Here is a 13,039-nt window from a genome sequence, read left to right on the forward strand (position 1 = left end):
CAGTTAAAAAGCATGCAACATATCTTTCAGACGGCCTTTTCACTTGTAAATAAAATAAATTTTGACAAAACAGGTAAATAGAAATAGAATAACTCGTTTCGCACATGGTGTGCGGAATGTTAACCTAATTCTCATGGAGTTGAGTATGTACGCGGTCGTAAAAACCGGCGGTAAACAATACAAAGTTTCCGTTGGCGAAAAATTGAAAGTAGAACAGATACCAGCCGAACTCGACAGCCAAATCGAACTGACTGAAGTTTTGATGATTGCTGACGGCGAATCTGTAAAAGTAGGCGCACCTTTTATCGAAGGCGCAAAAGTAACAGCTAAAGTCGTTGCTCATGGTCGTGGCGAGAAAGTACGCATTTTCAAAATGCGTCGTCGCAAACACTACCAAAAACGCCAAGGCCATCGCCAAAATTTCACCCAAATCGAAATCGTGGCAATCGCCTAATTTCAAGTAAGTTCAGGAGTATTACAAATGGCAAGTAAAAAAGCAGGCGGTAGCACCCGCAACGGTCGCGATTCAGAAGCCAAACGCTTGGGCGTTAAAGCCTACGGCAACGAGCTGATTCCGGCAGGCTCTATCATCGTTCGTCAACGTGGTACTAAATTCCACGCAGGTGACAACGTAGGTATGGGCAAAGACCACACTTTGTTTGCTAAAGTCGACGGTTACGTTGAATTCAAAACCAAAGGCGCGCTGAACCGTAAAACCGTCAGCATCCGTCCTTACACCGGTTCTGAAGAATAATCGTTTTACGATTGAAACCGCATTCCTTTTCGGAATGCGGTTTTTGTTTGTCAGGCTGTTTTGTCTGTTTGATAAAATTCGTATGTCGTGAAGCTTGATTTATATTAAGGCCAAAGTAAAAACGTGCTTACAATCGATGGACTTTGTTTTATTCTATCGACTCTTTCTATATAATCTATCAAATGCCTTTGATTTACCCTCATGTAGCTAAACACAGTAAACTTAAGGCCGTCTGAAAAAATCCGTATCAGTTGAATACAAGGAATTCCTCCCATGAGCTTACACAGTGATATTCTCGTCGTCGGCGCAGGCCCTGCCGGATTAAGTTTTGCTGCAGAGTTGGCCGGAAGCGGTTTGAACATAACCCTGATTGAAAGAAGTCCTTTAGAAGTGTTGCAAAATCCGCCGTATGACGGCCGTGAAATCGCATTGACGCATCTGTCGCGCGAAATCATGCAGCGATTGGGTATGTGGGATTTGATTCCAAAAGACGAAATTTATCCTTTGCGCGATGCCAAAGTGTTGAACGGCCATTCCGATTACCAGCTCCATTTTCCACAACCGACTCAGGCGCGTGGCGAGCCTGCGGACTGCTTGGGCTATTTGATTTCCAATCACAATATCCGCAAAGCCGCTTATGAAGTTGTGTCCAAATTGGACAACGTCAAAATTCTGACCGGCACCAATGTTAAAGAAGTCAAAACTTCTGACGATGAGGCGCAAGTCATTTTGGAAAGCGGAGAAGTATTGACCGGCCGTCTGTTGTTGGCCGCCGATAGCCGCTTCTCGCAAACGCGCCGTCAATTGGGCATTTCTTCCGATATGCACGATTACAGCCGCACCATGTTTGTGTGCCGCATGAAGCATACTCTGTCCAACCTGCATACCGCATATGAATGTTTCCACTACGGCCGCACTATTGCGTTGCTGCCTTTGGAAGAGCATTTGACCAATACAGTGATTACGGTGGACAGCGATAAAGCCGAAACGATTAAAAATATGTCGCCGGAAGAGTTGGCAGCCAGCGTGAAAGAGCAACTCAAAGGCCGTTTGGGCGATATGGAATTGGTCAGCACCATTCACAATTATCCTTTGGTCGGTATGATTGCCCAACGTTTCTATGGCAAACGCAGTGCGTTGATCGGCGATGCCGCAGTCGGTATGCATCCGGTTACTGCGCACGGTTTCAACTTGGGTCTGGCAAGTGCCGATCTTTTGGCTAAATTGGTTCTCGAAGCCGAGCAACGCGGTCAGGATATTGGTGCGAAGAGCCTGCTGGAAAAATACAGCACCAAGCATATGCTCCATGCCCATCCGATTTACCACGGCACCAATATGCTGCTGAAACTCTTTACCAATGAAACTGCTCCGGCGAAACTGCTGCGCGGTTTGGTATTGCGTGCAAGCAATAACTTTCCGCCACTGAAAAAACTGATTACCAAACAATTGACCGGTTAATTGTTTAAAATATAAAAGGCCGTCTGAACGATTAAAGTTTCAGACGGCCTTGTTTTTTATCTACTGCTTATTTGGCTAAAACCGATTCTGGCATTTCTTGACGGACGTTTAAGGAAGTCAGTTTTTTGGTCAAGATGCTCAATACGATGCCGTAGGCGGGCAGGAAGAAGAGGGTGCAGATGGCGAGTTTGAACAGATAATCGACAAATGCGATGCCCTGCCAGTTTGCCGCCATAAATTCATCGTTGCTCGCATAAAAGGCAACGGCGAAAAACACCAGCGTGTCCAAAGCATTGCCGACAACGGTGGAAGCGGTGGGGGCAATCCACCATGATTTCAGACGGCGCAATCTGTTGAACACGAAAATATCGAGGATTTGCCCGAGCGCATAGGCGGAAAAGCTGGCCAATGCGATACGGCCGACGAAGGTGTTAAATTCGGCCAAAGATGCCCAGCCTGTCCAGTTACCGTCATGAAAGAGGACGGAGAAGACGTAAGAGAGCAGCAGGGCGGGAAACATCACCCAAAAAATAATCCGTCTCGCCAATGGTGCGCCGAAAATGCGCACGGTCAGATCGGTAGCGAGGAAGATAAAGGGGAAGGAAAATGCGCCCCAAGTGGTAAAGATACCGAAAATTTGAAAGGGGAACTGCACCAGATAGTTGCTGGCAGCAATAATAAAAATATGGAAAAGCACCAGCCAGAAGAGCGCTTTCTTCTGCTGTGCGGCGGTAAATTCGTACATGGAAATCTTTCGGAAGTTTTTCAGACGGCATGAAGCCTTGCGAGACTGTGCAATAAATAAAGTCTTGCAATGAAAAAGGTGTTAGGCCGTCTGAATAGGATTATTGTGCGTCGTGCTCAAACAGGCGTTTGCGTGCCAAAGCTTCAAACTCTGTGCCTGCTTTGCCGTAGTTGGCAAACGGATGAATGGCGATGCCGCCGCGCGGTGTGAATTCGCCGAATACTTCGATGTATTTCGGATCCATCAGGGCGATGAGGTCTTTCATGATGATGTTGACGCAGTCTTCATGGAAGTCGCCGTGGTTGCGGAAGCTGAAGAGATAGAGTTTCAGTGATTTGCTTTCCACCATTTTGATATGGGGGATGTAGCGGATGTAGATGGTGGCAAAGTCGGGCTGGCCGGTCATCGGGCAGAGGCTGGTGAACTCGGGGCAGACGAATTTGACGAAATAGTCGTTGTCGGGGTGTTTGTTGTCGAACGCTTCCAAAATTTCAGGCGCGTATTCGCTCGGGTATTGGGTTTTCTGGTTGCCCAAAAGGGAGATGCCTTGCAGCTCTTCGTTGTTGCGGGACATGAGGTTTCCTTAGTTTTTTAATGTGGGAGGTTTTCGAACCACGGGGTGCGGATTGTAATATAAATTGCATGGCTTGTGCGGATTTTATAACGATGAATCAGCAGGATAGCTTTCAGACGGCCTGTTTTGTATTTTATGAAACCTGTTTTCCGCTTTACAATAGCAGCCAATCAACAGGCCGTCTGAAAGTTTCGTATGTCTTTATCCCAACCCAAACGCATCCTGATCATCAAATTGCGCCATCATGGCGATGTGCTTTTAAGCACGCCGGTGGTCGATGCGCTGAAAACCCGTTTCCCCGATTGCGAAATCGATATGCTGGTGTATGCCGGTACGGAGCAGCTGATTGCCGATAATCCGCAGATTGCGCAGATTTTTACCATTGATCGAAATTGGAAGAAGCTGGGCGTATTCAAGCAGTTGGCGTGTGAGAAAAACCTTTTTTCAAAGCTGAAGGCACGCGATTACGACTGGGCTTTCAATCTGTCCGACCAATGGCGCGCGGCAATAATCGCCAAACTGTGCGCCCGTTGCAGCGTGGGTTTGGACTGCATCAAGCGTGACGGTTTCTGGTGGCGTTTCTGTCATGATTTTATCAACCATGAGCTGGATCCCAGCCATCATATCGTTGAAAACCAGTTGAATATCCTCGCGCCGCTTATCCAGCCGGAAGACGTGGCCGATGCGAAGGTACGCCTTTGGGTGGCACAAGATGCAAGGGAAAGCATGCGGCAGAAATTGCGTGCTCAGGGTTGGAACGGCGAAGATTATGTGTTGATGCACCCGGGTGCGCGTTGGCATTTCAAATGTTGGGAAGACGGCAAAAACGCCGCCATCGTACAGCTTCTGCTCAACAGCGGGCAAAATGTCGTATTGACCGCTTCCCCCGACAATGTCGAGCAATACATGCTTCAGGAAATTATAGGCCGTCTGAATATTCCTGAAGGCGGAAAAATTTGGGTGTTGTCCGGATGCTTGAGCCTGCGTGAATTGGCGGCGGCCATTGAGGGCGCCAAACTGTTTATCGGTGTCGATTCCGCACCGATGCACATCGCCGCCGCTTTGGATAAACCGCAAATCGCTTTGTTTGGGGCGTCATGGGTGGACAAATGGCGTCCGTATTCCGAACAGGCTGAGGTTATTTATGCCGGCGATTATGCCGAATTGCCCAACCCCGACAGCATCGATACCAACGATCCGACCCGTTTGTTGAAAGCGATTCCGTTACAGGATGTGTGGGATAAAATTTCGGCCAAATTGGAGGCATTGGAGGCTTAAAACTGTTTACCACGATCCGTTAAACGTTTTAGCTTTGCGCCAAAATGCCCATTTGGAACGGCGGCCGATTTCCAGCGTGCCGCCGTTTTCGCCGTCTGTGGCAATGCATACGGCTTTCAGACGGCCTGAATCAAGAGCGTCCCATAAAGGCACAAACCAACGGGTTTCCCAGCTTTCCAAAATATCTTTGTATGCCCAAACATCGCCTGTCTGTAAGGTGGAAACCAAGTCGTCCAAAAAGATAAGGCCGTCTGAAACCGTGTTGCCTGTTTCTTGAACCATCTCAAACCAAGCCTTCAAATCATATGGCGCATCGAGTTTGGGCGTATCCGAAAAACGCGCCCATGCGCTGTCTGAAGCGACGATATCCGCAGACTGTGTGCCGCCGCTTGCATCGTTCCACAGCCACAAACCGTTGATTTCCGGCAATCCTTGTTGTTCACGCGCTTGGTTAATTGGATGCGTGTGGAGAAACATTTGGATTTCCGTCTGCATGGCCAACCAAAACACCGCATCTTTGCCGTGTGCCTGACCGTCCATTTCCGGCTGCCCGCACACATCCAAAACACATTCCGCGCCCCAATCTTCTATTGTCGGCATACTGAGCAGCCACATGCTTTCGCAAAGCGGCTCGAATTGCCAATCTTTATCTTGATAAAACGCCGACAAATCCGCACATAACCGTTGCGCCTCTTCTTTTTGGATGCCGATAAACTCGCCGCTGATAATGTTGACATGGTGCATGCCCATCTGTTGCCAAACCGGAGAGGCAAAAGCGGCTGTGCGTTTTTGGCTTGTGTGGCGTAAACGTTGCACTTGGGCAATGAGGCTGCCGCCCCACAAATGGCGTCCGTAAAATTCAGACGGCCTGAGTGTTTCTTTGCGTAATGTGCCGTAACGCAAAAGACGGTTAAAAGTAGGTAAGGCAAGCTCAGGGACGGATTCGTCGGCAAAGCGGTTGAGCGAGGGAAGGGCGAGGGTCAGCTTCATAAGCGCAAATAGATAGAAAAACCGTTATTTTACGCGACAAATGATGCGTTTCGGAACCTTGCCCTCACGTACTCAAAAAGGGCCGTTCAGACGGCCGGTTTGGAAAAAACGGGCTGTCATGCTAAAATGCGTGGCGTAAATTTCAGAAAAACAGGGTGTAAATCAACACAATAGCCCTGATAATAACGTCAATCTCAAACACGACCTCATTCATTCCGAATGAAAACCTGATTTTCAGATCGGAAAAAAGACTCAAAGTCCTTTATCCCCAAAACTGTTTAAACCAGCAGGCGGTCGCAGCAGGCCGGATGTGCCGGCATTCTGCAAACTTTAAAAAACAGACCGCCCCATTAAGGATAACGCGTGATTAAAAACAAATATTCCACTCGATTCAAAGCAACCCTCTTAGCGTTTCTGCTGCCGGCTTCGGGCATCATGACCGCATACGCCATTACCGACCCTCAACCAGCACAGACCGATTTCAAAGTCGAGCGTATTTCCGAAGAGCTGCCTGCCGTTTATGTGGAAACCAATACCTATCAATCCAGCTATTGGGCGCAAGAAGCCGTCCAAGCCGGCGACTCTTTGGCAGACGTTTTGACGCGCATGGGTGTCAACCAAGAAGACATCAAGCAAATCATGGCGAAAAACAATGCCAACCTCGACATGAAAAACCTGCGGACCAACCAATCCGTCAACATCCGCATCGATTCTTCAGGCCAAGTGACCGATGTTCAATTCTTTACCGATGAAGAATTGGAACGCAATTTGGTGGCTTTGGAAAAAGTCAAAGGCAAATGGCGCATCTCCAATGCCGAAATCGACATGAAAACCATGCCGACCCTGCGCTCCGTGCAAATCCGCACTTCCGCCATCGGCGATATGCTCCGTGCCGAAATCCCTTCCGAAGTGTATATCCAGCTCAAAGAAATCTTTGCCGACTCGTTTAATATGAGCGATTTGAAAGAAGGCGATACCGTACGCCTTTTGTACAACAGTATGTATTTCCGCGGCCAACAAATGGCGGTTGGCGATATTTTGGCGGCTGAAGTGGTTAAAGACGGCAAAACTTATCAAGCCTATTATTACAGCCAAGGCAAAGGCGACGAAGAAAGCGGCAGCTACTACGATCAAAACGGTAAGTCCCTGCAACAAAAAGAAGGCTTTAATACCGAGCCTGTTGCATACACGCGCATTTCTTCTCCGTTCGGCTACCGTGTCCATCCGGTCCTGCATACCGTCCGTATGCACACCGGTATCGACTATGCCGCTCCGACCGGTACGCCGATTAAGGCCGCTGCCGACGGCGAAGTGATTTTCAAAGGTTGGAAAGGTGGCTACGGTAATACCGTGATGATTCGCCATGCCAACGGCGTGGAAACCCTGTACGGCCACATGAGTGCGTTCAGCCCTGCCGACGGCAGAGTCCGCGCCGGCGAAGTGATTGGTTTTGTGGGTACAACCGGCCGTTCTACCGGTCCGCACCTGCACTACGAAGCACGCGTCAACGGCCAGCCGGTCAATCCGACTACCGTCGCCCTGCCGACGCCGAAATTGACCCCGACCAATATGGCCGCGTTCCGCAAACAGCAAAAAGATGCCAGCACGATGTTGTCTACCATCCGCTCTTTGCCGGTTTCCGTAGCACAGCTGGATTAATAAGATAAAGGCCGTCTGAATAAGGTTTCTTTCAGACGGCCTTTCCTATTAAAATCGATACCCTCATCACGCCCACGTTTACTCAGAGAAAGCTTATGTCTGCTTATCAGCCCATTATCCAATCCCTGCTTGATACCGACCTGTACAAATTCACCATGCTGCAAGTCGTGTTGCATCAATTCCCGCAAACCCACAGCCTTTACGAATTCCGCTGCCGCAATAAAGAGATGGTGTATCCGCTGGCCGATATTCAAGAAGAATTGGAACGCGAACTCGATGCTCTGTGCCAGCTGCGCTTTACGCATGACGAACTCGACTACTTGCGCAGTCTGCGTTTTATCAAAAGCGACTTTGTCGATTATCTCGAACTTTTCCAACTCCAACGCCGCTTTGTCAAAGTCAGTCCCGACGATCAAGGCCGTCTGAACATCCGCATCGAAGGCCCGATGATACAGGCGATGTTCTTCGAGATTTTCATTCTCGCCATCGTCAACGAACTCTACTTCCGCCGCTTGGAAACGCCAGCCGTCATCGAAGAGGGTGAGCGCCGTCTGCAGGCCAAAGCGCAACAGCTGAAAGAAATCGCGGCCACTCAAAATCCGAATGATCCGCCGTTCCTGATTTCCGATTTCGGTACGCGCCGCCGCTACACCCTTGCATGGCAGGAACACGTTATCCGCACCTTGCTGGAAGCTGCGCCCGATATCGTACGCGGTACCAGCAATGTTTATCTGGCCAAAAAACTCGGCATCACACCCATCGGTACCATGGCGCACGAGTTCCTCCAAGCTTTCCAAGCCTTGGACGTACGTTTGCGCAATTTCCAAAAAGCCGCGCTGGAAAGCTGGGTACATGAATACCGCGGCGACCTCGGCATCGCCCTGACTGATGTGGTCGGCATGGATGCCTTCTTGCGCGATTTCGACCTTTACTTCGCCAAACTCTTCGACGGCTTGCGCCATGACAGCGGCGATCCTTATGTTTGGGGCGACAAAGCCTACGAACATTACAAAAAACTCAAAATCGACAGTCGCACCAAAATGCTGACCTTTTCAGACGGCCTCGATATTGAACGTTCATGGGCGTTGCACCAATACTTCAAAGACCGTTTCAAAACCAGTTTCGGTATCGGTACCAACCTGACCAACGACTTGGGACACACGCCTTTGAACATTGTCTTGAAGCTCGTCGAGTGTAACGGCCAATCCGTCGCCAAGCTCTCCGACTCCCCGGGCAAAACCATGACCACCAACAACACCTTCCTCGCTTACCTGCGCCAAGTGTTTGACGTACCGGAGCCGGAAGAGAAAGCCTAAAAACAAAGGCCGTCTGAAATGTTCAGACGGCCTTTTGAATTAATCCATATCGCTTTCGGGCAATTCTGCCGAACCCATGCGGCGCAGGATGATATTGGTTTTGTTGTGCATCCGTTTGCTCTTAGGGTGGTCTGCGTAAAACAGCGGAGCCGGAACGCGCGCCGTGAGTTTGGCGGCTTGTTGGCGGGTAAGGGCGGAGGCCGGTTTCTTATAGAAATACTGGGACGCCGCTTCCGCGCCGAATACGCCGTAGTGCCATTCGATTGAGTTTAAATACAGCTCAAAAATGCGGTCTTTGTCAGTAACGGCTTCCATCATCGCCGTAATCGCCGCTTCTTCGCCTTTGCGGATATAGCTGCGGCTTTCGTTGAGAAACAGGTTTTTTGCCAGCTGCTGGCTGATGGTCGAACCGCCGGCTTTGACTTCGCCGCTTTGCTTGTTGCGTTTCATGGCGTATTTGATGCCGTTCCAGTCAAAGCCGCTGTGTTCGGCAAAGTTGGCGTCTTCGGAAGCAATCAGGGCTTTTTTGAGGTTGACGGAAATTTGGTCGTACGGCACCCAGCGGTAGTCCAGCTCGACATCGCGCCCTTCGCTTGCAAACTGGCTCATGCGCATGGACATGAAGGCGGTTTTGCTGGGCGCGACGGCGCGGTAGGTAATAATGTTGCCGTACACATAAGCGTTGAAGAAAATGAAGATACCGATGGGCAGGGCAATCAGCCATTTGATGATGCGGAACATGGTTACAGGGCTTTCATGTATTCGATAACAGGGCGGATATCGGGCGTAAATCCGCGCCAAATATGGTAAGAAGCGGCAGCCTGACCGATCAGCATGCCAAGGCCGTCTGAAACTTCGGCCGCGCCGTTGCTTTGGGCAAAGTTCAAAAACGCCTGCGCCGCGTCGCCGTAAACCATATCGTAGGCAAGGCGGCAGCCGCGGAAAATTTCAGGATTGACGGCTGGAAGCTGACCGCTCAAGCCGCCGGACGTGCCGTTGATGATGATATCGAAACCGCCGTTCAAATCCGCCATCGGGACGGCTTCAATGCCGAAAAGCTGCGCCAATTCCTCGGCTTTGGCGTGGGTACGGTTGGCAATGATGATACGGGCAGGGCGGTGTTCTTTCAACACCGGAATCACGCCGCGCACCGCGCCGCCCGCGCCCAAAAGCAAAATGGTTTTGCCTTCGATGGCAATGTTTTTGACCTGCGTGATGTCGTTGGCCAAGCCAATACCGTCGGTGTTGTCGCCGTGTATCCTGCCGTCTTCCAACCACACTAGCGTATTGACTGCACCGGCAGCCAACGCGCGTTCGGAATGCTCGTCCGCCAGCGCAAAAGCTTCCTGCTTGAACGGAACGGTTACATTCGCACCTTGCCCACCCTCGGCACGAAACGCTGCAACAGCTTCGGCAAAACCGCCGATTTTGGCACAAATGCGCTCATATTCGATGGCCGCGCCTTCCTGCAGCGCAAACTGCTGATGGATTTGCGGCGATTTACTGTGTGCAACAGGGTTGCCGAAAACGGCGTAACGCGGGGTATTGTTCATAAAACAGGTTCTGCGGAAACAAAAGAAAAGAGTGCTTATTATAGCGGTCTTTATGTTAAGAAAGCGTAATGTAAAATTGTTGACAATCAAACAGTCTGAAACTATATTTCAGTGCGTAAAAACGGGCGCCCTGATGTATTTCAGACGGCCTTACCGTGATAGAATAACAAATTATACCCAATCCCTCAGGAGCTGAAGATGTCCATCAAAGACGCTGTAAAACTGATTGAAGAAAGCGAAGCCCGCTTCGTAGATTTGCGCTTTACCGATACCAAAGGCAAGCAGCACCACTTTACCGTACCTGCCCGCATCGTCCTCGACGATCCCGAAGAATGGTTTGAAAACGGTCAGGCGTTTGACGGTTCGTCCATCGGCGGCTGGAAAGGCATTCAGGCTTCCGATATGCAGTTGCGTCCCGATGCATCTACAGCCTTCGTCGATCCTTTCTACGACGATACCACCGTTGTCTTTACCTGCGACGTTATCGACCCGGCTGACGGCCAAGGCTACGACCGCGACCCACGCTCCATCGCCCGCCGCGCCGAAGCCTATTTGAAATCTTCCGGCATCGGCGACACCGCCTACTTCGGCCCTGAGCCTGAATTCTTCGTTTTTGACGGCGTAGAATTTGAAACCGACATGCACAAAACCCGTTACGAAATCACTTCCGAAAGCGGCGCATGGTCAAGCGGCCTGCATTTGGACGGTCAAAACACCGGCCACCGCCCGGCCGTCAAAGGCGGTTACGCCCCCGTCGCACCGATTGATTGCGGCCAAGACCTGCGTTCTGCCATGGTGAACATTTTGGAAGAACTTGGCATCGAAGTGGAAGTGCACCACAGTGAAGTCGGTACCGGTAGCCAAATGGAAATCGGCACGCGCTTCGCCACCTTGGTCAAACGCGCCGACCAAACCCAAGACATGAAATACGTGATTCAAAACGTTGCTCACAACTTCGGCAAAACCGCCACTTTCATGCCTAAACCCATCATGGGCGACAACGGCAGCGGTATGCACGTCCACCAATCCATCTGGAAAGACGGTCAAAACCTGTTCGCAGGCGACGGCTATGCCGGTTTGTCTGATACCGCCCTTTATTACATCGGCGGCATCATCAAACACGCCAAAGCCCTGAACGCGATTACCAATCCGTCCACCAACTCCTACAAACGCCTCGTGCCGCACTTTGAAGCGCCGACCAAACTGGCCTACTCCGCCAAAAACCGTTCCGCTTCCATCCGCATTCCGTCTGTGAATAGCAGCAAGGCACGCCGCATTGAAGCGCGTTTCCCTGACCCGACCGCCAACCCATACTTGGCATTTGCCGCTTTATTAATGGCCGGTTTGGACGGCATTCAAAACAAAATCCATCCGGGCGACCCTGCCGATAAAAACCTGTACGACCTGCCTCCGGAAGAAGATGCATTGGTGCCAACCGTTTGCGCCTCTTTGGAAGAAGCACTGGCCGCCCTCAAAGCCGACCACGAATTCCTCCTGCGCGGCGGTGTGTTCAGCAAAGACTGGATCGACAGCTACATCGCCTTCAAAGAAGAAGACGTACGCCGCATCCGCATGGCGCCGCACCCGCTGGAATTTGAAATGTATTACAGCCTGTAAAACAGCTGAAACATTTTAAATAGGAAATTAAAGGCCGTCTGAAACTGAATTTGAAGTTTCAGACGGCCTTTAGGCTTAAAATAGATAGGGCGATCGAATTGGGTATGATAGCGAGAAGCAATGAATCATGCCGTTGGAAAGCCTTTATGGAATCGGTTCTACGTGTTAAATTTCAGCATGACAGGCCTTTTATTAAAGATATCTGCCATTACTTTGTAGTGAATCAGTCTTCAAGCTGAATCCGCAAGGTAAAGGCAGTACTTGGCGAGAGCTGAAAGAGTCTTTCGGTTCGGACAAAAAACAGGAAGATTAAAGCCTCAGGCCGTCTGAAAGGGGATATTTAAGGATATTTTTGTTTTCAGACGGCGTGTTTGATAAGGAAAAACATGTTTGCAAATTTTGATTTAGGCGTATTTCTGCTGGCAGTATTGCCTGTGTTGTTGGCCATTACCGTGCGCGAAGTGGCACGCGGTTATACGGCGCGGTATTGGGGCGACCATACCGGCGAGCAGCTTGGGCGTTTGACGCTCAATCCGCTGCCGCACATCGACCCTGTCGGTACGATTGTCGTGCCGCTGGTGTGTCTGATGATAGGCAGTTTTCTGTTCGGCTGGGCGCGTCCCATGCCCATCGATTCGCGTAATTTCCGCGATCCGCGCCGCGCGTGGCGTTGGGTGTCTATTTCAGGCCCGATTGCCAATCTGATTTTGGCGTTCTTTTGGGGTTTTGTGGTCGTACTTGCCGCGTATGTGCCTGAATCGTATCAAGCACCGTTGGCGCAGATGGCCGGTTACGGCGTGATGGTGAACTCGATTTGGGTTGCATTCAGCCTGATTCCGATTTTGCCTTGGGACGGCGGTATTTTTATTGATACCTTCCTTAACGCCAAGCAGTCCATGCAGTTTCGTAAAATCGAGCCATACGGCACATGGATTATCCTGATCCTGTTGTTTACAGGCCTGCTGGCCAAACTGATTTGGCCGATTATCGACATGATTCAGACCGCAGTGCAGATGGTTGTCATGTTGTTTATTTAAATGTTCTGGCTGAAAAGGCCGTCTGAAACCCAGTTTCAGACGGCCTTTTCATTGTGCA

General features: G+C 50.3%; 13 protein-coding genes and 1 riboswitch. Of the genes, 8 read left to right on the forward strand and 5 right to left on the reverse strand.

Annotated elements, in window-relative coordinates:
• The first annotated feature begins 145 nt into the window (after window positions 1-145).
• From rplU to ubiM, 3 genes are all read left to right on the forward strand, one after another.
• Window positions 146-454: a 50S ribosomal protein L21 gene (gene rplU / locus FOC66_RS10455; RefSeq protein WP_002216394.1), complete on the forward strand. Its 309-nt coding sequence runs from the start codon at window positions 146-148 to the stop codon at window positions 452-454.
• Window positions 455-481: 27 nt separating this feature from the next.
• Entirely contained in the window at window positions 482-754 is a 273-nt protein-coding gene (gene rpmA / locus FOC66_RS10460; RefSeq protein ID WP_002212328.1) for a 50S ribosomal protein L27, read from the forward strand.
• Window positions 755-1,027: 273 nt separating this feature from the next.
• The gene (gene ubiM / locus FOC66_RS10465; protein ID WP_003680095.1) at window positions 1,028-2,212 is read left to right on the forward strand and encodes a 5-demethoxyubiquinol-8 5-hydroxylase UbiM; all 1,185 of its coding nucleotides are present in this window, start codon (window positions 1,028-1,030) and stop codon (window positions 2,210-2,212) included.
• Between the two features lie 67 nt (window positions 2,213-2,279).
• Here the strand turns inward: ubiM and FOC66_RS10470 are convergent, their stop codons facing one another.
• Both FOC66_RS10470 and queF read right to left on the reverse strand, forming a co-directional pair.
• Window positions 2,280-2,957, reverse strand: coding sequence for a 7-cyano-7-deazaguanine/7-aminomethyl-7-deazaguanine transporter (locus tag FOC66_RS10470; RefSeq protein ID WP_003748425.1), 678 nt, complete (start codon window positions 2,955-2,957; stop codon window positions 2,280-2,282).
• A gap of 100 nt (window positions 2,958-3,057) precedes the next feature.
• On the reverse strand, window positions 3,058-3,531 hold the full coding sequence (gene queF / locus FOC66_RS10475; RefSeq protein WP_003748427.1) for a preQ(1) synthase: 474 nt from the start codon (window positions 3,529-3,531) through the stop codon (window positions 3,058-3,060).
• 3 nt (window positions 3,532-3,534) lie between these two features.
• Window positions 3,535-3,579, reverse strand: a riboswitch (PreQ1 riboswitch).
• 147 nt (window positions 3,580-3,726) lie between these two features.
• On the opposite strand from queF, the gene rfaQ reads away from it, so the two are divergent.
• Window positions 3,727-4,809: a putative lipopolysaccharide heptosyltransferase III gene (gene rfaQ, locus FOC66_RS10480; RefSeq protein ID WP_003748431.1), complete on the forward strand. Its 1,083-nt coding sequence runs from the start codon at window positions 3,727-3,729 to the stop codon at window positions 4,807-4,809.
• 6 nt (window positions 4,810-4,815) lie between these two features.
• Here rfaQ and FOC66_RS10485 read toward each other — a convergent pair whose 3' ends face one another.
• Complete coding sequence (locus FOC66_RS10485) at window positions 4,816-5,799, reverse strand: hypothetical protein (protein ID WP_003748434.1); 984 nt, start codon at window positions 5,797-5,799, stop codon at window positions 4,816-4,818.
• Window positions 5,800-6,162: 363 nt separating this feature from the next.
• Between FOC66_RS10485 and FOC66_RS10490 the strand changes: the two genes are divergently transcribed.
• Both FOC66_RS10490 and pncB read left to right on the forward strand, forming a co-directional pair.
• Window positions 6,163-7,458, forward strand: a complete 1,296-nt coding sequence (locus tag FOC66_RS10490; protein ID WP_003748435.1) for a M23 family metallopeptidase — start codon at window positions 6,163-6,165, stop codon at window positions 7,456-7,458.
• 95 nt (window positions 7,459-7,553) lie between these two features.
• On the forward strand, window positions 7,554-8,774 hold the full coding sequence (pncB, locus tag FOC66_RS10495; protein WP_003748437.1) for a nicotinate phosphoribosyltransferase: 1,221 nt from the start codon (window positions 7,554-7,556) through the stop codon (window positions 8,772-8,774).
• Window positions 8,775-8,813: 39 nt separating this feature from the next.
• Here pncB and mtgA read toward each other — a convergent pair whose 3' ends face one another.
• Both mtgA and aroE read right to left on the reverse strand, forming a co-directional pair.
• Window positions 8,814-9,515, reverse strand: a complete 702-nt coding sequence (mtgA, locus tag FOC66_RS10500; protein WP_003748438.1) for a monofunctional biosynthetic peptidoglycan transglycosylase — start codon at window positions 9,513-9,515, stop codon at window positions 8,814-8,816.
• A gap of 2 nt (window positions 9,516-9,517) precedes the next feature.
• On the reverse strand, window positions 9,518-10,327 hold the full coding sequence (aroE, locus tag FOC66_RS10505; protein ID WP_003748441.1) for a shikimate dehydrogenase: 810 nt from the start codon (window positions 10,325-10,327) through the stop codon (window positions 9,518-9,520).
• Window positions 10,328-10,525: 198 nt separating this feature from the next.
• Here aroE and glnA point away from each other — a divergent pair, with 198 nt between their 5' ends.
• Entirely contained in the window at window positions 10,526-11,944 is a 1,419-nt protein-coding gene (gene glnA, locus FOC66_RS10510) for a type I glutamate--ammonia ligase (RefSeq protein ID WP_003748442.1), read from the forward strand.
• 386 nt (window positions 11,945-12,330) lie between these two features.
• Entirely contained in the window at window positions 12,331-12,981 is a 651-nt protein-coding gene (locus FOC66_RS10515; protein ID WP_003748444.1) for a site-2 protease family protein, read from the forward strand.
• Window positions 12,982-13,039 lie beyond the last annotated feature (58 nt).

The sequence above is a fragment of the Neisseria mucosa genome (assembly GCF_013267835.1).
Classification (GTDB): domain Bacteria; phylum Pseudomonadota; class Gammaproteobacteria; order Burkholderiales; family Neisseriaceae; genus Neisseria.